The sequence below is a fragment of the Segatella copri genome, from assembly GCF_026015465.1.
Classification (GTDB): Bacteria; Bacteroidota; Bacteroidia; order Bacteroidales; family Bacteroidaceae; genus Prevotella; species Prevotella copri_E.
The window spans coordinates 1,392,050-1,411,822 of record NZ_JAPDUQ010000001.1 but is presented as its reverse complement, the minus strand read 5'-3'; the positions used below and the strand labels follow the sequence as shown (position 1 = coordinate 1,411,822).

The following is a 19,773-nucleotide window of genomic DNA, read 5'->3' as shown; positions in this document are numbered from 1 at the left end:
ATATAATATTAATGTTTATATTCTCTGATGTTGATGATGCCTTCCTTGGCAGTTATCTTCAATCTTGTGATATTCTCTATAGCATTGAGAGTCTGTCCCATCGGTTCGTATTTGTCAATGCTTCCTGTGAATCGCAGTTCTTTCATGTCTTCGGATGAGAACTCCACCTTCATGTTGTACCAATGGGAGATAACTTCCATCAGATCTTGCAGCGTGCAGCCGTCGAACAAGAAGTTGCCCGTGTTCCAAGAGGTGTAAAGATTAACATCCACTTGCTGGATGTCTGGTGTTCTGCCTGCTTTCAGGGTTGCCATATCGCCTGGTTTCAACAGGTATTCTTTACCGTACTTGCTGCTCACACCAACTTTACCTTTCACCAGAACAACGCTGGTTACACCTTTTTCCTTCATCGTGTTGACATTAAACTCGGTACCATAGTCGTGTACATCTCCGTTGGCAGTCTCTACTATGAAAGGTCGTTTCTTCGAGTCGTTGGCCACGATGAAATAGGCTTCTCCCTTGAGCTTTACCTTACGCTCGCTGCCTACGAAGTAATTAGGATAGATGAGGGTGGTATTGTAGTTGAGATGCACGTAGGTTCCGTCGTCCAGTACCATCCAGAATTCCTTGTCTTTCTTTGTTATCAGGGAGCTTTCTGTTATTTCGTCGCTTCCAAAGAAACTGCTTCCATCCTTACTGTCAGCTACTTTTTCTGCTTGTGCCAATGCACTCTGTGCATCTTTCACCTTGATGGTTTTGCCGTTGATGGTAAGTGTAGCTCCATTCATGTCATTCAGCTGAACCCGTTCTATGGCTTGATGCAGTTCTGCGGTGATGACGGCTGGTGGGGTGGAACCTTGATGTCCGAAATACATCCATGTACCCATTAATATGAGGGCGATAGCTGCTGCAGCGGCTATGCGTCGCAACCAGATGATGGTAGCAGCTTTGTCATCATTTCTATCTTCCTGTTCCTCTGCATGTTGGAGAGATGCTTTGAATGTAGCTTTTGCTTTCTCGGCATCAATGCTCTTGTAGAGATGGTAGCGTTGGAGAAAATCATCTTCATTCATGAGATGCTCTATTTTGTCTTTTAGCGACGCATCTTGCTCTACTCTTGATAAGAGCTCCTTGCCTTCTTCCTCTGAGATTTCGCCAGTCAGTAATTTACTGACGAGTGTATTGATATCAATATTCTTATTCATATTTTCTAATACTTTTGTGATAGAATTATTCTCTTATTTACTATTATAACACACTTGGGTGCGTTTGTGGTTACAAAAATCAAGAAAAAAGTGAAAAAAAGTTGCATTTTTAAATTTTACTGCATAAAAATGCGTATCTTTGCACTCATGAGTGAGAAAAGTGATATTGAAATTGCAATAATTTGCCAATGGGATAATCAGGCCATCGAGTTGTTGTACGATAAATATTATCGTGCCTTGGTGAGTTATGGTTGTCAGTTTGTGGAAATGACCATTGCAGAAGATATCGTGCAGGATCTTTTCTCTGTTCTATGGGAACGTCGCCCTTTTTTCAACAGTATTTCCAAGTTTTCCGCCTATTTATATAATACGGTGCATAACTCTGCTCTCAATTACCTGCGTCATCAAGCGGTACACAACAACTATCGGCAGAGTATAGTTGATAATCTGCAGGAGTTTATGCTGGTGGATGATACCTTGGATATTTTTAATAAGGAAGAAATCTATCGTCAACTCTTTGCTGCGATAGATGAGTTGCCTCCTCGCCAAAAGGAAGTCTTTCTTCTTTGCATGGAGGGGAAGAAAAACAGGGAGATTGCAGAGCAACTGGACATCTCCGCTGAGACGGTGAAGGTACAGAAGCGTCGTGCGATAGCTCGATTAAGGGATAAACTTTCTCCTATGTTAATTGAAATTATTCTTGTTCTGATAAGAAAAAGTTTTGATGCCTAATTACTTCTCCGTTCAGCGTCTTTATGCGGAACTTTCTTCTGGGAGTATAGTTTATTCATATAGAATTAAAGTGTTTTCTATATGCTTATCATATAATTCAATATTTTTCTGAGTCATCTATGAAAGATTTGTCTTCTCGGTTTTCACAATCTTTCGGCCTTCTCTTATTTCAGATATTCTCCGAAATCAGTCAATCTCATATCTCCCTTCTTCAGGAAGGTATCGTGCATGGCGAGGGCAGCACGCATGCTCTGTGGCTCGTGGCCCTTCTCGGCAAACTTCAGATACTCACGAAGCATAGGGCGGTAATCTGGATGGGCACAGTTTTCGATAATCTCTTTGGCACGGCGCAATGGGCCTTTGCCACGGAGATCGGCTACTCCCTGTTCGGTAACGATCACATCCACATCGTGCTCGGTGCTGTCCACGTGACTGCACATCGGAACAATGGCAGAGATGCAACCGTTCTTGGTGGTACTCTGTGTGGTGAAGATAGAGATGAAACCATTGCGCTCGTAATCGCAGGAACCGCCGATACCATTCATCAGCTTGCTGCCGCAGATGTGGCTGGAGTTCTCGTTGCCGTAGATATCGCACTCAATGGCGGTGTTCATGGCGATGACACCCAGACGGCGGATGACCTCAGGAGAGTTTGAAATCTCGCTCTGGCGGATGGTGAGATGCTTCTTGAAGTAATCAATATCATCATACACCTCTTTCAATGTATCGTTTGTTACGGTGAGCGAAGAGCAGGAAGCATCCTTGATTCTTCCCTCGCGCATGTATTTTACCACGGCATCCTGAACCACCTCGGTATAAACGCTGAATACCGGCACGTTAGGGTTCTGTCCCAGTGCCTCAAGAACGGCATTGGAAGTTACTCCCACTCCGCTCTGCAAAGGCAGGAACTGAGGAGGAATATGTCCCTTCTTCAGGTCGCTGACCAGGAAATCGGCAACGTTGTGGCCCATCTGTTCCGTCACAGGGTCGAGCGGTTTGAAGGCACGCGCCTCCTCCGGAATGTTGCATTCCACCACACCCACAATCTTATGTGCATCAATCTCCACATACTCTTTACCTATTCTATCGCCCACATTCAAGATTGGGATAGGTGTGCGGAATGGGCATTCTGCTATCTCATATACATCGTGAAGATAGCGGGAAGCAGGGCTGTGGAAGGTATTCTTCTCGATGAGCACCTTCTTGGCAAGGCGGACGATGGTAGGAACGATGCCGCCGGCAGAGGTAAGGAATGCCTTGCAGGTGGTTTCGCCTTCTTCCAAATCAGAAACTTCGATGATGGCAAGGTCTATTTCGCCATAGAAACCACGGCGCAGGCGCTCAGCCATGTGGCCGAGGTGCATATCCTCATAATCAATCTCGCCCAGGTTGGTATGAGTTCTAAAGTCCTTGTTGGTAGAAAATGGCGCACGGAACTTGATGGCATGGGCTGCTGCCATGTCACCTTCGATACTCTGCGAGGTAGAAGCACCCGTGAGGATGCCCACCTGGAAAGGTCTGCCCGCCTCGTGCTCAGCCACGGCTCTCTTGGAGAGTTCGCGGAAGGTTGCCTTAGGCACGCCGTTTGGTGTAAAACCACTCAATCCGATTGTATCTTGATCGTTAATCATCGCTGCCGCTTCGGCAGCACTCAATCTTGTATATGCCATTTTCTTCTAACTTAATACTCATTAGCGGAACTTATAGCCGCCTTCTTGATAATTGATAACTGTTTGCGGCTGCAAAGTTACACATTATTTTCGATATACGCTAATAATTTGATAATTTTATGCATATATTAGGCAAAAAACTTACAAATAGTGAATAGATATACAAAAACTGCTTACTTTATGCAATAAGATAGCCGAAAGTTTGGATGACATTGCCCTATAAGCGTGTATGGCCTTAATTTTTCTTTGGATTACAGTTTACTTGTTTGCAGTCTGTTTGAATCCTGTATCTTCCGCTGACCATGGTTGCCATTTACACTCGCCTACTTCCATTTCAGAGAACTGTGCGGTGAATGAATGGTCAACCGGGCTTGCCGCATATATTCCGAACGAGATTTCCCCATCACCCTTATCCAAATGGAATGTACGCATCTGGTGAAAAACAATACCGTCAGGACTTGTCTCTATATAATAGTCGCTTCCCCGACGGCTAAGGCGATACCACATTTCCTTTATGGAAGATGGAATATCATGCGTAGCCCAATCGGAATATCCGTTGTTTGTCACCACACTGCCCAATCTCTGGTATTCCTCGTTCTCGTATTCGATTGACGCCTTCATCCAATTGTCACTGTCAAGATAGATTGCGATACCGCACTGGTCGAACAGGGCCGAACTGTTGAACGATGTCTTTACAGTAAAAGAAAAGAACTTGTTGGAGGTTTTCATTTGCAGCACCGGAGCATTGTCGTTGCTGAACCCATAATAGGTGCGCTGCCACAAGTCTGTGTGAGGTTCTGAAACGATTGTAATCAAAGAGTCCGTGATAGTGTATTGTTTGGGCTCACGAATCCAAAACAAGTTTTCAGCCACAAATGGCTTTAAGATTGTGTCATTTTTTTCCATATTCGATTTATTTGCTATTGATGATTGTTGTTTTTTCTCATTTTGACATGACAGCAGAGTGCATGCAAGCAGCGACAATGCTATGAAAAATTGATTTCTCTTCATTTGTCGAAATGTTTAATATGTTTGTTAAAATCTGATAATAGTGCTGAGGTATGGTGTTTATTCCCCGTCGAGCTTACCTATGCGAAAATTGGCAACAGCCTCTTGCTTAAGCGACACTTCCGTAAAATAGCAGGTGTGTGCATCGTCTTTAGGACTTTGGGAACTTAGGCCAAGAAGCAGTTTTTTCGGAAAATCATTCTTGTAGAGACGAGCCATGTGCCATATATTCCCATCTTCTGAAAAATAACTGCCTAGAGTAGTGCCATCGGATGATAATCTCATATAAACATACCGACCGATAATCGCCTGATGATTATTGTCATCAGAAGTGCCTATTGTGCGAACTGACACCACACGGTGAACACCATATTCATCCTGTTCGAAACACAGTTTTTGACAATGAGTGTCATTCTCGTATGCGTATAACACACCTGCCGAATATGTTCCAGTTTTGGTGAAGTTCGGCTGTACTTTAGCCGTAAAAGTGAAAGGCTTAGTGTTGTCAACTTCTGTAAAAATGACTGCAGAGCTATTGACAACGCTTCCATCCGGAGAGCAGAAATAATCAGTTTGGGGACCGGCCACAAACTTGAGAGTGTCGCCAAGAAGTGTGATACCATTCTCTCCGCCGTTTTTAGACTTTGTAAAACGGATTCCTCCTACATTGATATTGCATGTAGCGAGTTTAACGTTTTCCGTTAAGACTTTCTTGTCAGAACTTCCTTCTTTTTTCTCTGACTCTTTCTGGGTGCATCCAGTCATAGCAAGACTTGCTATGATTGCGATAAATACTAATTTTCTCATTGTAACATTGATTTGATGTTTATTAAATTGCAACTTCCTTATGATTTATTTGCGGTTGCAAAATTAGAGAAAATTTACGATATGTGCAATACTGATTTCTAACCAATTTTCGAATCAGGCATGCACATTAAATAAGGTTCATTCTTAATGCAATTTCTACTGCGGCTGCGGTATTGGCAACTTTTAACGATGCTAAAATATCCTGACGATGGCGATTAACCGTATAAATGGATATGTTTAACTTGTCAGCAATTTGTTTGCTTGGTACTCCTTTAGCTATCAATGACAGTATTTCAAGTTGTCGGCGGCTAAGAATTTTACGGTCACTCGCTTCGTATATGTCTCGTCCAACCGTTTCCCCGGTCAATAGATTAACAATTATTCCATCTTGTCGGTTATGGGAAATAGGGTACGGGATGTAAGTGCATAGACCGAGTAAAACACTACCGTTGGCACTACAGCTGAAATATCTCGTTGTATGGAGTATCTTGACTTTTTCATTGTCTCCGGCCTGGTAAAAATTAAGGATACATGAAGCTGAAAAATTTGTCTTTTCTTTTATTGAACGTTCTTTTATAAAGTTGAAGAAACGAAGTTCCAGTACATGACGTTCAATAAGTTCGTCTTCTTTTATATGACAGAATACGATGTCCTCAAAGGCAGAATTACGATCTACCATATATTCTGGAAGATTCATTATAGTTTGACCGAATCTTCCAGAATAAATATGGCATTCTTTATTTTGAAAATCTGATACAACTGCTATGCCTTCTGTTGCTAATGCATAACCATTTGCACACGCTTTTGCTTGAGCGAGTAATAGTTCCCTGTTATCCGAGGCTTCAAACTCTTGATCTGTCAAAAGCGATTTTAGTTCATTTTCTTGCTTCATTCTGAATTGATATCTATTCGCACCATTACGGAGTAGTGCCATTTAAATTTTGTTGCAAAATTACTAATAATAATTGATTTAGATCACAAGCTTCTCTTAAAATATATTAATTGAACATGAAGTCGAAATAGAGTTGGTTATCATAAAATGTTGCTTAACCCACTTGAACAACTTATGACAAGCTTTATATAAGTTTATATAATACCTTTTTGGCTCTAAGTATGTTAAAATTACCACTTAGAGCCACTTTGCCACCTATTCGTTTGGCTCCAAGTGGTATTTTTTATATATTTGCAGCCAAATATAGCAGCATCATACAGAGAGAATTTACCATGGAAAATCAGTTCCATTGATATTTTCGAGGAATTTAATAACATTTTGCGAATGATTTGTCGGATATATCAGAAAAATGAGTTAACTTTGCACTCAAAATATAAATAATATAAAAGAAAGGTTCATACAAGATGGAACAGAAATTACTGATTTACAACACTCTCACTCGTACGAAAGAGAGATTCACTCCGCTTCACGCTCCTAACGTGGGCATGTATGTTTGTGGCCCTACCGTGTATGGCGATCCGCATCTCGGTCATGCACGACCAGCCATCACATTCGATATACTCTTCCGCTATCTCAAGCACCTGGGCTATAAGGTTCGCTACGTTAGAAACATTACCGACGTGGGCCACCTGGAGCACGATGCAGATGAGGGCGATGACAAGATTGAAAAGAAGGCTCGCCTGGAGCAGTTGGAGCCAATGGAAATTGCGCAGTACTACACCAACCGCTACCACGATGCCATGGAGGCGCTGAACGTGCTCCCTCCTAGCATTGAGCCTCATGCCACAGGCCATATCATCGAACAGGAGAAACTGGTTCAGGAAATCCTGGACAATGGCTATGCCTACGAGAGTAACGGCTCTATCTACTTCGACATCGAGAAGTATAACAAGGATCATAAGTACGGTATCCTCTCCGGACGTAACCTGGAGAACGTTATCAACGAGAGCCGCGAGCTGGCTGGTATCGGCGAGAAGAAGAACCAGGCTGACTTCGCCCTCTGGAAGAAGGCTTCACCTGAGCATATCATGCGCTGGCCTAGTCCTTGGAGTGATGGTTTCCCTGGCTGGCACTGCGAGTGTACTGCGATGGGACGCAAGTACTTGGGCAGCCACTTCGATATTCACGGTGGCGGCATGGATTTGATATTCCCTCACCACGAGTGCGAGATTGCACAGGCTGTGGCTTCTCAGGGCGACCAGATGGTTCATTACTGGATGCACAACAATATGATTACCATCAACGGTCAGAAGATGGGTAAGAGTCTTGGCAACTTCATCACTCTGGAGCAGTTCTTCACTGGCAATCACGACAGTCTGGAGCAGGCTTATTCGCCAATGACCATCCGTTTCTTCATCCTCTCTGCTCACTACCGCAGCACCGTAGATTTCTCTAATGATGCCTTGAAGGCCAGCCAGAAGGGATTGGAGCGCCTGATGAATGGTTTGAACGACCTGGAGCGTGTGCCTGTGGCTAAGCAGAGCGATGAGCAGGTGAAGAAGTTTGTAAGCGAGTTGCGCCAGCGCTGCTACGATGCGATGAACGATGACTTCCAGACTCAGCTCGTTATCAGCTATCTCTTCGAGGCTTGCCACGTAATCAACACAGCCCTCGACCACAAGGCAAACATCTCTGCTGAAGACCTGAAGGAGCTTTCAGACACCATGCATCTCTTCACCTTCGACCTGCTCGGTCTGAAGAGTGAGAAGGGAGCCAACAATGATGCTCGTGAAGAGGCTTATGGCAAGGTAGTGGATATGGTTCTCAACCTGCGTGCCAAGGCTAAGGCTGATAAGGATTGGGTTACCAGCGACCAGATTCGCGATGCCCTGGCTGAAGCCGGTTTCGAGGTAAAGGACACCAAGGATGGTGTTACCTGGAAATTGAACAAATAATATTTAAAAAGAGGGTGCATCATCAACTTATGACGCACCCTCTCTTTTTATTTTTGTACTGCTGCAGAATCTTTCTTCCTTGCAGCAAGTGAATCTTTCTGTCTGCCAGATATAGAATCCCGCAACATCTTATCTTTCTTATTCTTATATTCCTTATACTCTTTTTCGTAATAATGGGCAAAGTTGGCGAAAGGCTCTGTTATCGCCTCGTCGCTCGATGCCGTATAGGTATTTCCGTATGGATCGGATGCTTTGATGATGATTCTGGCATTCGGATTCCTAGGAGTATAATAATATAGGTGGTTCATGATGAGATAACCATTCCCCTTGCTCACGAAGCGATAGGATACACTCTCGCTATACTTATGATGATAGCCAGCGGCAAAGGCATCCTGCCCCTTTCCGCAGAGGCGCCCCATCAGATATTCTTTGCCATCCTCTACGGCTACAACACGCCAATGACTGGTAGCATTGAAGACATTGGCTATCAGGATATTCCTGTTGTTTGCCAACTGCCAATCCCTAGAGTATTTCTCGCCGTTGAAATCGGTCTGCGCACGGAACAAGGTCATCTGCTTGCTCTTATCCCAGAAAGTTCCCTTGTAATAGCAGTTGCTGATGCTGGTACCCACAAAACTGTATACATAATATCCATTTGGAGTTCCGCAGATGTTGATATTCGACTGCCATATATTGCCACAGGCGGCAGCATGACAATGCTCCATCACATCCTCTCCCTCATAGTTGATTTCGTGGTTGCAGGCAAAATGAGTATGTCCGCAGAAGAGTTCGTAACCGCCCTTAAACTGTTTTAGCAAAGAAAGCAGGAGCGAGAGACGAGAAGAAGAATAGTGTCCTTCCTCATGGGCATTGGTCAGCGGCTTCGCCTTGCTGAAAGGCGCATTACCAAAGGTAAAAGGAATATGATAACAGAGTACCACCTTCATATCCTTTGGCGTGAGGGCGAGATCCTGCTTCAGCCAGCGCACCTGCCGTTCACGCAGTTCGCCCGGCGAATAATAGGACATGCCGCGGTGGAAGAAGCAGTTGTTGATGCAGACATAATGCACATCGCCACGATTGAAGGAAAAATCGGTAGGACCGAAATTTTCCTCCCATTTCCTGCGGTAGAGCGCCTTACCATCCTGGTCGTGATTGCCGATGACGGAGAAGAGACGCATCTCTGAAGAGCCCAATGCCTGGCGTATCTGACGCTCCAGTTTGGCGTTGTAACCGCCATAATACTGGACATCATCGCCCATGCTGAGCCCGTAGACCGGTGTTCCGGCAGGCAGCGAACTGATGGTCTGCCTGATGTCCGCCATCGTCTGGGTAGTGAATCTTTCTACATCACTCTTCTTGATGGGATTATCATCCGGAGAAGTATAGTAAGGGCTGTAGGCATTGGTAACCTGCGGGTCGCCGATGACAATCATCTTATAGTGAATCTCCTTGCCGCCCGGCAGTCGGGTGAGGGTGAAGTTATAGATTTTCTTCCCCTTGGATACCTTTTGATAGAAAAAAGCCGTGCGATCGGTCTTAGAATGGGTAGGAACCTCGCAATCGGCTGGAACAGAATAGTATATGAATTTTGCCAGGCTGTCTCGCTTCATCTTATATCTGCCCTGTGCATCGGTTTTCACACAGTTGAATCCATCGCTCACGATGACGCCAGCCACTCCCTTTCCTTCCTTATCTCTTAAAGTTCCGGAGATATTGAAATCCATCTTCTTCACAGGTTTCTTCTTCAGTGTATCAGCAGGCTGTGGTTTGAGCCGGAGAACCGGTGGAGTTTTCACCAGGTTCTGTATCTGTTTCTTGGGGTAGAGCAGGTGCAAGGTGATGCCTATTGCTACGAGCGCGCAGCAAGCAACCGACAGGCCCCCTATGTATAATTGTTTCTTTTTCATGCCCACAAAGGTACGCTTTTATCATGGTGATACAAAGAAAAAACATTAAAAATAGATTAAATCCTTTGCTATCTGCCCGTTTTTTCTTATTTTTGCATTTCTATTATAAAGGATTCGCCGGTTAAACCGATTTCAACCGGAAATGAAGAGAATAAGAAATAAAAACTAAGATAATGGCAAACGATAATAAAGGTCTTACACCGATGATGAGACAGTTTTTCGAGATGAAATCGAAACATCCCGAAGCGCTGCTGCTCTTCCGTTGCGGTGACTTCTACGAAACTTACTGCGAAGATGCGGTGGAGGCATCCCGTATACTCGGCATTACGCTGACACGACGCAACAATGGCGGTTCTACGGGCACGACCGAGATGGCAGGATTCCCTCATCATGCTCTGGATACCTATCTGCCTAAACTCATCAGGGCGGGTAAGCGCGTAGCGGTATGCGACCAGCTGGAAGACCCGAAGAAGAAACGACTCGAAATAAAAGGTAAGAAGGGATTGAGCCAGATGGACAAGATGGTGAAGCGAGGTATTACCGAACTCGTTACACCGGGTGTGGCGATGGGAGATAACGTCCTGAACTACAAGGAGAATAACTTCCTGGCAGCCGTACACTTCGGCAAGACCGCCTGCGGTGTGAGCTTTCTGGATATCTCGACCGGAGAGTTTCTTACCGGCGAGGGAACCTACGACTATGTAGAAAAACTGATGGGCAACTTCATGCCGAAAGAGGTGCTCTACGACCGCGCCCGAAAGAATGACTTCGAGAAATATTTCGGCAGCAAATACTGTACCTTCGAACTGGATGACTGGGTTTTCACCGAACAGACAGCCCTGCAGAAACTCCTGGGACATTTCAAGACAAAATCTCTGAAAGGTTTCGGCGTAGAGCATCTCAAGAACGGCGTGATAGCCAGTGGTGCCATCATGCAGTATCTCGAGATTACCCAGCATACACAGATTAATCATATCACCGCCCTTTCACGTATCGAAGAAGATAAGTTCGTGCGTATGGATAGGTTTACCATCCGCAGTCTGGAGCTGGTTGCCCCTATGCAGGAAGATGGTTCTTCTCTCCTGAATGTCATCGACCGTACGGTAACGGCGATGGGCGGACGTATGCTCAGACGCTGGCTGGTCTTCCCGTTGAAGGACGTTAAACCAATCAACGAGCGTCTCGACATCGTGGAATATTTCTTCAAGGAACCGGAATTCCGTCAGCTTCTCGATGACCAGCTGCATCGCATCAGCGACCTGGAGCGTATCATTTCCAAAGTAGCCGTGGGTAGAGTTTCGCCTCGCGAAGTGGTTCAGCTGAAGAATGCACTCGAAGCCATCAAGCCTATCAAGGTGGCATGTCAGCATGCTACGAACGAGGCTCTGAAGCGGGTAGGCGAGCAGCTGAACGTATGCGAGACCCTGAAAGACCGCATCGCCAGGGAAATACAGCCCGATCCGCCACAGCTGGTCAACAAGGGTGACGTGATAGCCGACGGATTCAATGCTGAACTTGACGACCTTCGTGCCATCAGCCGCCACGGCAAGGATTATCTGCTCAAGATACAGGAAAGGGAGATAGAAAAGACAGGAATTTCGAGTCTGAAGGTTGGTTACAATAATGTTTTCGGATACTATCTGGAGGTGAGAAATACCTTTAAGGACAAGGTGCCTGAGGAGTGGATACGCAAGCAGACGCTGGCTCAGGCAGAGCGTTATATCACCCAGGAACTGAAGGAATATGAGGAAAAGATTCTCGGTGCTGATGAGAAGATTCTAGTATTGGAAGCACAGCTCTTCAACGAACTGATAGCTGCCATGCAGGAGTATATTCCGCAGATACAGATCAATGCCAACCTCATCGCCCGTATGGACTGTCTTTTGTCATTTGCAAAGACATCTGACGAGAACCGCTACGTGCGCCCTATCGTCGATGATTCTGAGGTGCTCGACATCAAGCAGGGCAGGCATCCGGTGATTGAAACCCAACTGCCGCTGGGCGAACGCTATGTACCTAACGATGTGCTGCTCGATACCGAGAAACAGCAGATCATGATGATTACCGGTCCTAACATGGCTGGTAAATCGGCTCTGCTGCGCCAGACTGCCCTTATCGTGCTGCTGGCACAGGTAGGCTGTTTTGTGCCCGCAGAGAGCGCCCGAGTTGGACTGGTGGATAAAATCTTCACACGTGTTGGTGCAAGCGACAATATATCGCTCGGTGAATCGACCTTCATGGTAGAGATGACCGAGGCAGCAAACATCCTGAACAACGTTTCTCCGCGCTCGCTGGTGCTCTTTGATGAGCTGGGAAGAGGTACTTCTACCTATGATGGTATTTCCATTGCCTGGGCTATCGTGGAATATCTGCATGAACATAAGAAGGCGCAGGCACGTACGCTCTTTGCTACCCACTATCATGAGCTCAACGAGATGGAAAAGAACTTCCCTCGCATCAAGAACTTCAATGTGAGTGTGAGAGAGGTGGACGGAAAGGTAATCTTCCTGCGTAAACTGGAGCCGGGAGGCAGTGAGCACTCTTTCGGTATCCATGTGGCAGAGATTGCCGGTATGCCTCGCAGCATCGTGAACCGTGCCAATGTGATTCTCAAACAGTTGGAGGATGACAATGCCGGGGTTGGCGGTGCCGGTAAACCGAACGTACAGCACATCGATGAACCTAAGGATGGTGTACAGCTCAGTTTCTTCCAGCTCGATGATCCTGTACTGACGCAGATACGTGATGAAATACTCGGGCTGGATGTGAACAATCTCACTCCGGTAGAGGCATTGAACAAGCTCAATGACATCAAGAAGATTCTGCTGGGAAGATAAAAATATAAATCCCTCCCCGTGGCAGCAGATGCTGTTGCACGAGGAGGGATTTTTATAATCTGAAAATAAGTCGTCTAATATTATTTTGTCTCTACGTTCTTTTCTTTCGCTCTCTTTGTGCTGAAAGCGATGCTCCATACACCGGCGATGATGAGCGGAATGCTCAATATCTGTCCCATATCCATTGGCAGACCTGCCTCGAATGCTACCTGAATCTCCTTGGTATATTCGATGAAGAAACGGAAGGTGAAGATGAGAGTAAGGCAAAGACCGAAATAGAAACCGGTGCCTACGCTCTTAGGTCCTCTCTTCTTATAGATGAAGAGGATGAAGAGGAAGAAGCAGAAATAAGCCAATGCCTCGTAGAGCTGACCCGGATGGCGTGGATACTGGTCTTCGCGAACGAAGATAAATGCCCAAGGCACATCGGTTACCTTGCCGATAATCTCTGAATTCATCAGATTGCCCAAACGGATAAAGGTGGCTGTAATGCCTGAGCAGATACCCATATTATCGAGCACTACCCAGCCGCTCACCTTCATGTTGCGGCAATAGAGCCAGATGCCGACGAACATGCCGAATACGCCTCCGTGGCTCGCCAATCCCTCATAACCCGTAAACTTCCAGCTGCCGTCTGGCATGTGGTGAACAGGTATCAGCATCTCGATGAAGTGATCCCACTGGGTGAGGAAATATTCCGGCTGATAGAAGATGCAATGTCCCAAACGGCCACCTATCAGTACACCGAAGAAGATGTAGAGAAACAGTGGGGAGAACTTCTCATCTGAAAGCCCCTGCTGCTTGTAAAGCTTGCTCATGAGCAGATAGCCCAGCAGCAGACCAATCATCCAGCAGGTGGAGTAGTAGCGGATGGTCATAGGACCCAGATGAGCCAGAATAGGATCTGGGTCCCATACGATATAATTAAGCAGATTTGCTATCATAACCGTAGAAGAATAGGATTATACATTGAAGCGGAAGTGCATGATGTCACCATCCTGTACGACGTACTCCTTGCCCTCGATGCCGAGCTTACCAGCCTCGCGTACTGCAGCTTCTGAGCCATACTTGATATAGTCATCATACTTGATAACCTCTGCACGGATGAATCCCTTCTCGAAGTCGGTGTGGATTACGCCGGCACACTGAGGAGCCTTCCAGCCCTTGTGATAGGTCCATGCCTTGACCTCCATCTCACCAGCGGTGATGAATGTTTCGAGGTTCAGCAAGGCATATGCCTTCTTGATGAGTCGGTTTACGCCGCTCTCTTCCAGTCCGAGTTCTTCGAGGAACATCAGTTTGTCCTCGTAGGTTTCGAGCGATGCGATGTCTTCCTCTGTCTTGGCAGCGATGACCATGCACTCAGCACCTTCTTCCTTGGCGATTTCCTCTACCTTCTTGCTATACTCGTTGCCGGTCTTGGCAGAAGCCTCGTCAACATTGGCTACGTAGAGCACAGGCTTGGTAGTGAGGAGGAAGAGGTCGTGAGCCACCTTTTGCTCTTCCTTGCTTTCGAAAGTAACGCCACGAGCGTTCTTTCCCTGCTCCAGTTCGGCCTTGTAAGCCTCCAGAACGGTAACCATCGTCTTAGCATCCTTGTTGCCTGCTGCAGCAGTCTTCTTCTGCTTGGTGAGCTGAGATTCGATAGTTTCCAGGTCCTTGAGCTGCAACTCTGTATCGATGACGCTCTTATCCTCCAAAGGATCAACCTTAGCGCCACCCTCGCGCACGATGTTGTCATCGTCGAAACAGCGGATTACGTGGATGATAGCATCGCACTCACGGATATTTCCCAAGAATTTATTACCAAGACCTTCGCCCTTGCTGGCACCCTTTACAAGACCTGCGATATCTACGATTTCGCAAGTAGCTGGGACGATGCGTCCTGGGTGAACAATCTCTGCCAACTTGTTGAGTCGCTCATCTGGTACGGTGATGACGCCCAAGTTTGGTTCGATAGTACAGAAAGGGAAGTTAGCTGCCTGTGCCTTTGCACTAGACAGACAGTTGAACAGTGTAGACTTACCCACGTTTGGGAGGCCTACAATACCACATTTTAATGCCATTTTATCTTTAAACGTTTAAATTTCCGCTGCAAAGTTACACATTATAAATGAAAGATACGAAGAAATAGTGGAAAATTATCTAAAAATCATAGATGACGAGTGAAATCCTTACATCTTCTCTTGTTATAGAATTATGATAGATATTATTTCTTTTTGCTATTCTTTTTGGTCAATGTCTTTTCGTCAGATTTTAATCTGCGTTCTACTTTCTTGACGTCTTCATCTGCAGGAAGATTTTCTGGCACAATGCCACGTTGGAGCATCATATTACGAACAGCCTTATTATTATCGACATGCTCTTGACAGATAGATTGCTGACCATGTAAATCCTTTTGCTGAACGTTGACAGGAGTCATTTCTGCAGCAAAATCTTTAGCTTTAATATTTAGTGTTGGAAGGAAATCGGCGAGAGGTCGGCTGTAAGGAGCACCCAATTTACGTTTGAGAAGAGCCGTGTCGAGATTAAACAATGCCTTGTCACCTAGTGAGCGAATGATGGCTGCGATCAGGCTGGTTTGTGTATCCTTGCGCTTGGCATAGAATGCGAAGCCGCCAATGGTCATCAATACCAGCGATACGGCTGACGGCAGGCGTGAGGTGTACTCATTCACATGGCCGATGAAGAGGCTGAAGAAGGCGATGCACCAGTGGAAGAATGGCGGTTTGTAAGGGATATCACCTCCGTTGTTGATAGGCAGAATCCAGTTGCCATGTTCCAGCATGGTGTAGGCAACCACCGCTTCGCGCGGTTCTCCTTTGGTATTGAAATCTGTGAGTCCAAGGAATGGAATCATCATCACGATAGCCAGGATGATGATGAGCCATAGGGCTTTGTTGTACTTGATGTTCATGTCTTATCGAAGTCTTATTATGTTATTTTGGCTGCAAAGTTACATATAATTATTTGTTTATAGACAGAATAAGGCTAGAAATTTTGCTTTTATTGGGATATAATTATTAACTTTGCACCCGATTTCTAAAGTAGAATAAAAATGAAACGATATTTTTCTAATTTCCGCAACACTATAATTTAATATTTTTTATAAGCACCTGAGCAACAAAAAGTTGCTCAGGATTTTGCCATGTCAGAAATTTCACTTATCTTAGTGTTGCAAAATAAAAACAAACAAAATTCTGAATGACATGGCAAAAGTACAAATAAAATCTGAGAAACTCACTCCTTTTGGAGGAATTTTTTCTATTATGGAGCAATTTGATTCTCTTTTAGCTCAAACAATAGATTCTACCTTGGGATTGAGATGCACATTGTTTGGTTATCAATATAGCGAGATTCTACGTTCTCTGATGTGCGTATATCTTTGTGGTGGCTCATGTATTGAGGATGTTACAACTCACCTGATGAAACATTTATCTCTTCATCCAACTCTTCGCACTTGCAGCGCAGACACCATATTACGTGCTATCGAAGAACTGACCTTTAAGAGCATCACCTATAAGTCTGCTTCTGGCAAATCCTATGATTTCAATACTGCAGACAAGATGAACTGCTTACTGGTCAATGCCCTGCTTGCTACTGGTCAATTGAAATCCGGTCAAGAGTATGATTTTGACTTTGACCATCAGTTCATTGAAACAGAGAAGTATGATGCAAAACCAACCTACAAGAAGTTCTTGGGCTATAGTCCAGGTGTAGCTGTCATTAACGACATGATTGTTGGTATTGAAAATAGAGACGGCAACACAAACGTGCGCTTCAACCAAAAAGAAACTTTGGAAAGAATCTTCAAGCGATTGGAGGCTTCGGAAATATATATTTCTCGTGCCCGCATGGATTGCGGCTCATGTTCGGAGGAAATCGTAGATATGGTAGAGGCTCATTGCAGGTATTTTTATATTCGTGCCAACAGATGCTCTTCTTTCTACGATTCCATGTTTGCCTTAACTGGATGGAAAACTGTTGAAATCAACGGTATTGAGTTTGAGTTGAATTCTATCCTTGTTGAGAAATGGAAAGGAAAACCGTATCGTCTTGTCATACAGAGACAAAGGCGAATAGATGGAGACCTTGACATTTGGGAAGGCGAATATACCTACAGATGTATACTGACTAACGATTACAAGTCGAGTGCAAGAGACATCGTGGAATTCTACAATCTTCGTGGTGGCAAGGAACGCATCTTCGATGACATGAACAATGACTTTGGCTGGAATCGATTGCCAAAATCGTTCATGGCACAGAATACTGTATTCCTGCTTATGACAGCTCTCATCAGAAACTTCTACAAAGCTATTATGCAGAGATTGAAAACCCATGAATTTGGATTGCGTGCCACCAGCAGAATCAAGACCTTTGTTTTCAAGTTCATCTCTGTTCCTGCGAAATGGATTAAGACATCACGTAGGCATGTATTGAACATTTACTCAGACAACAATGCTTATGCCAACCTGTTCAAGACAGACTTTGGTTAAAGACCATGCTTTTCTGGTTAAACCAGCGTATTACCTCAAGTCGCTTTATGGGGTAAGGGGATTTTGTGTCTGCGACATTTCTGTTATGCAAGAAATATGTACAATAAAATGAATTTTGTCGTTTTACAAGCAAAATCCCACTAAACCCTATAGGTTGCGGATTTGAGGATTTTAAGGCTTTTGGGTATCTCCTTTCGGTGCATGTATTGGCATTGCTGGTGATGACTCTGTTCAGATTGGTAGAATTCATCGCCCTGCATGGCATGATTGTAGATGCAGAGGCGAGTAGGGTAATGGCGTTTGTCAAGGGTGTATGGTTTGACAATGTCATAGCTTGTTATATTTCGGTATTGCCTGTGGCTGTGCTCCTGATAGCAGCCAGCCTGGGGTGGTGTCATCGCCGTTTGCTGCGTGGCATCAACATCTGGTATGCGGCATGGTTTGCCATCGCCTTCATGCCTTCGGCAGCCAATACTCCTTATTTCCAGTATTTCTTCAAGAACATCAATTCCAGCATCTTCGGGTGGTTCGGCTATGTAGCCACCACATCGGGCATGCTCTTGCAGGAGTCTTCCTACTGGCTCTATATCGCCCTCTATTTCGTGTTTACGGGGGCGTTTATCTATGCGCTTGTCCGTCTGCGCCGCTACTTCGAGGGGCTCTTCCTGTTGCCAAAGGACAATATGCACCTGGTGCTGGTGGTAAGCCGTTTCCTTATTTCTGCTGCGATGATAGGTGCCTGTCTCTTCGGCATCCGTGGCAGAATGGGCTATAACCCTATCAAGGTGAGCCAGGCTTACTATTGCGAGGATTCTTTCCTCAACCAGCTTGGCATTAATCCGGCATTCAATCTCCTTACTTCGGCACTCGATGATATGCGCAAGGAGAACAAGGAGTTGCATCTCATGCCATACGTTGAGGCTATCACGAATACCCGCCAGTGGCTGGGTATCACGGGAAAGGTGGATAGCACGAATATTCTGAAGCGTGAGGTGGTGAACGATTCCCTGGTGATGATGATGGGGCAATCTCCTGCGAAGAAGAATCATCCTAACGTGGTGGTGATACTGATGGAATCGATGTCGGCAAACCTGTTGGGCACTTTCGGTAATCAGCAGCCGCTCACCCCAACGCTCGATTCGCTCTATCATCATTCCCTGGCGTTCACCCACTTCTATAGTGCCGGCATCCATACCAACCATGGCATGACGGCTACGCTCTACAGTTTCCCTGCCCTCATGTTCCGCAACCTGATGAAGGGAACGGTTACTCCACGCCGCAAGGGTATCGCCACGGTGTTGAAGAAGTATGGTTACGAGAACATGTTCTTCATGACCCACGAGGCACAGTATGACAACATGAAGGCCTTCTTCCAGACCAATGGCTATGATGACATCTTCTCTCAGGAGAACTATCCTAAGAGCGAGGTGGTGAACAGCTTTGGTGTGAGCGACCATTTCGAGATGGGCTACGCCCTCAACACCATCAACCAGAAGGCGAAGACGGGCAAGCCTTTCATGGCTACCATCCTCACCGTGAGTAATCATCCGCCATATATCATCCCTGATTTCTTCAAGCCTAAGACCAAGGAGAAGGAAACGCAGATTGTGGAGTATGCCGATTGGGCGATAGGCGACTTCCTGAAGAAGGCAAGCCGGGAGCCTTGGTATAAGAACACGATATTCGTGATTCAGGCAGATCATGGCAAACTGGTGGGTAAGAGCGAGGGCGAGTTGCCTCAGTCTTACAACCACATTCCGCTCATCATCTTCGGTCCTGGTGTTCCGCAGCAGCAGTATGCCGGTTTGGGTATGCAGGTAGATGTAATGCCTACGCTTTTCGGTCTGATGAATCTGAATTATGAGTACGAGGGCTTCGGCGTGGATTTGCTGAAACAGGAGCGCCCGATGGTATTCTATTCGGCAGATAACCAGATTGTGGCAAGAGACCATCAGCGTTGCTTTGTCTATAATCCGTCGATGAACCGCAGTTTCTGCTATGATGTGTTGCCGAATGGTAATCTGAAGGAAACCAAGCAGGAATCTAAGTTCCAGGATTTGAAGAACTATGTGTTCTCGAATATCCAGGCTGCTGAATATATCGAGCGACATCAGCAATAAACAACAGAAATGAGGGTGTGTCATAAGTCTGTGACGCACCCTTTTTTTGTGTGTGTTTCTATATATTCTAGTTGAATCGTAGTCTTTCTTCACAAAGGGAATCTTATTATATTGTATAGAAACTTTACTTTTCTTGTTTTA

At 45.4% G+C, this 19,773-nt stretch carries 14 protein-coding genes; 5 read left to right on the top strand and 9 right to left on the bottom strand.

The window, feature by feature from the left end:
* Positions 1–8: 8 nt before the first annotated feature.
* The gene (locus tag ONT08_RS05910; protein ID WP_264959469.1) at positions 9–1,205 is read right to left on the bottom strand and encodes a FecR family protein; all 1,197 of its coding nucleotides are present in this window, start codon (positions 1,203–1,205) and stop codon (positions 9–11) included.
* A gap of 66 nt (positions 1,206–1,271) precedes the next feature.
* Here ONT08_RS05910 and ONT08_RS05905 point away from each other — a divergent pair, with 66 nt between their 5' ends.
* Entirely contained in the window at positions 1,272–1,937 is a 666-nt protein-coding gene (locus ONT08_RS05905; RefSeq protein WP_264959468.1) for an RNA polymerase sigma-70 factor, read from the top strand.
* Positions 1,938–2,101: 164 nt separating this feature from the next.
* Here the strand turns inward: ONT08_RS05905 and ONT08_RS05900 are convergent, their stop codons facing one another.
* From ONT08_RS05900 to ONT08_RS05885, 4 genes are all read right to left on the bottom strand, one after another.
* Positions 2,102–3,607, bottom strand: coding sequence for an acetyl-CoA hydrolase/transferase C-terminal domain-containing protein (locus ONT08_RS05900; RefSeq protein ID WP_117586095.1), 1,506 nt, complete (start codon positions 3,605–3,607; stop codon positions 2,102–2,104).
* A 258-nt stretch (positions 3,608–3,865) separates the two neighbouring features.
* A complete protein-coding gene (locus tag ONT08_RS05895) occupies positions 3,866–4,513 on the bottom strand; it encodes a DUF1349 domain-containing protein (RefSeq protein ID WP_181985865.1) in 648 nt (215 codons plus the stop codon).
* A 162-nt stretch (positions 4,514–4,675) separates the two neighbouring features.
* Positions 4,676–5,422 carry a DUF1349 domain-containing protein gene (locus ONT08_RS05890; RefSeq protein ID WP_264959467.1) on the bottom strand — a complete coding sequence of 249 codons (747 nt, stop codon included), beginning with the start codon at positions 5,420–5,422 and terminating at the stop codon, positions 4,676–4,678.
* Between the two features lie 127 nt (positions 5,423–5,549).
* On the bottom strand, positions 5,550–6,314 hold the full coding sequence (locus tag ONT08_RS05885; protein ID WP_264959466.1) for a response regulator transcription factor: 765 nt from the start codon (positions 6,312–6,314) through the stop codon (positions 5,550–5,552).
* A gap of 464 nt (positions 6,315–6,778) precedes the next feature.
* Between ONT08_RS05885 and cysS the strand changes: the two genes are divergently transcribed.
* On the top strand, positions 6,779–8,269 hold the full coding sequence (cysS, locus tag ONT08_RS05880) for a cysteine--tRNA ligase (protein ID WP_118067360.1): 1,491 nt from the start codon (positions 6,779–6,781) through the stop codon (positions 8,267–8,269).
* A 47-nt stretch (positions 8,270–8,316) separates the two neighbouring features.
* Here cysS and ONT08_RS05875 read toward each other — a convergent pair whose 3' ends face one another.
* Complete coding sequence (locus tag ONT08_RS05875) at positions 8,317–10,179, bottom strand: calcineurin-like phosphoesterase C-terminal domain-containing protein (protein ID WP_117586113.1); 1,863 nt, start codon at positions 10,177–10,179, stop codon at positions 8,317–8,319.
* Between the two features lie 173 nt (positions 10,180–10,352).
* On the opposite strand from ONT08_RS05875, the gene mutS reads away from it, so the two are divergent.
* Positions 10,353–13,016 (top strand): DNA mismatch repair protein MutS, encoded by a 2,664-nt coding sequence (gene mutS / locus ONT08_RS05870; protein WP_006848893.1) that lies wholly within the window; start codon positions 10,353–10,355, stop codon positions 13,014–13,016.
* Between the two features lie 80 nt (positions 13,017–13,096).
* Here the strand turns inward: mutS and lgt are convergent, their stop codons facing one another.
* The 3 genes from lgt to ONT08_RS05855 all read right to left on the bottom strand — a co-directional run bounded on the left by lgt (position 13,097) and on the right by ONT08_RS05855 (position 15,933).
* Complete coding sequence (gene lgt, locus ONT08_RS05865) at positions 13,097–13,960, bottom strand: prolipoprotein diacylglyceryl transferase (RefSeq protein ID WP_254974795.1); 864 nt, start codon at positions 13,958–13,960, stop codon at positions 13,097–13,099.
* A gap of 18 nt (positions 13,961–13,978) precedes the next feature.
* Positions 13,979–15,082: a redox-regulated ATPase YchF gene (gene ychF, locus ONT08_RS05860; protein WP_006848895.1), complete on the bottom strand. Its 1,104-nt coding sequence runs from the start codon at positions 15,080–15,082 to the stop codon at positions 13,979–13,981.
* A gap of 143 nt (positions 15,083–15,225) precedes the next feature.
* Positions 15,226–15,933, bottom strand: coding sequence for a hypothetical protein (locus ONT08_RS05855; protein WP_264959465.1), 708 nt, complete (start codon positions 15,931–15,933; stop codon positions 15,226–15,228).
* Between the two features lie 292 nt (positions 15,934–16,225).
* On the opposite strand from ONT08_RS05855, the gene ONT08_RS05850 reads away from it, so the two are divergent.
* The gene (locus tag ONT08_RS05850) at positions 16,226–17,512 is read left to right on the top strand and encodes an IS1380 family transposase (protein ID WP_264958933.1); all 1,287 of its coding nucleotides are present in this window, start codon (positions 16,226–16,228) and stop codon (positions 17,510–17,512) included.
* Positions 17,513–17,733: 221 nt separating this feature from the next.
* Positions 17,734–19,632 (top strand): LTA synthase family protein, encoded by a 1,899-nt coding sequence (locus ONT08_RS05845; RefSeq protein ID WP_264959464.1) that lies wholly within the window; start codon positions 17,734–17,736, stop codon positions 19,630–19,632.
* The last annotated feature ends 141 nt before the right edge of the window (positions 19,633–19,773 follow it).

Bases quoted from the DNA above. Each gene is read 5' to 3' on its own strand.
- ONT08_RS05855 (WP_264959465.1), bottom strand. From the start codon at position 15,933: ATGAACATCAAGTACAACAAAGCCCTATGGCTCATCATCATCCTGGCT.
- lgt (WP_254974795.1), bottom strand. From the start codon at position 13,960: ATGATAGCAAATCTGCTTAATTATATCGTATGGGACCCAGATCCTATT.
- ONT08_RS05850 (WP_264958933.1), top strand. From the start codon at position 16,226: ATGGCAAAAGTACAAATAAAATCTGAGAAACTCACTCCTTTTGGAGGA.
- ONT08_RS05875 (WP_117586113.1), bottom strand. From the start codon at position 10,179: ATGAAAAAGAAACAATTATACATAGGGGGCCTGTCGGTTGCTTGCTGC.
- ONT08_RS05845 (WP_264959464.1), top strand. From the start codon at position 17,734: ATGACTCTGTTCAGATTGGTAGAATTCATCGCCCTGCATGGCATGATT.
- ONT08_RS05900 (WP_117586095.1), bottom strand. From the start codon at position 3,607: ATGGCATATACAAGATTGAGTGCTGCCGAAGCGGCAGCGATGATTAAC.
- ONT08_RS05895 (WP_181985865.1), bottom strand. From the start codon at position 4,513: ATGGAAAAAAATGACACAATCTTAAAGCCATTTGTGGCTGAAAACTTG.
- ONT08_RS05910 (WP_264959469.1), bottom strand. From the start codon at position 1,205: ATGAATAAGAATATTGATATCAATACACTCGTCAGTAAATTACTGACT.
- cysS (WP_118067360.1), top strand. From the start codon at position 6,779: ATGGAACAGAAATTACTGATTTACAACACTCTCACTCGTACGAAAGAG.
- ONT08_RS05885 (WP_264959466.1), bottom strand. From the start codon at position 6,314: ATGAAGCAAGAAAATGAACTAAAATCGCTTTTGACAGATCAAGAGTTT.
- ONT08_RS05890 (WP_264959467.1), bottom strand. From the start codon at position 5,422: ATGAGAAAATTAGTATTTATCGCAATCATAGCAAGTCTTGCTATGACT.
- mutS (WP_006848893.1), top strand. From the start codon at position 10,353: ATGGCAAACGATAATAAAGGTCTTACACCGATGATGAGACAGTTTTTC.
- ychF (WP_006848895.1), bottom strand. From the start codon at position 15,082: ATGGCATTAAAATGTGGTATTGTAGGCCTCCCAAACGTGGGTAAGTCT.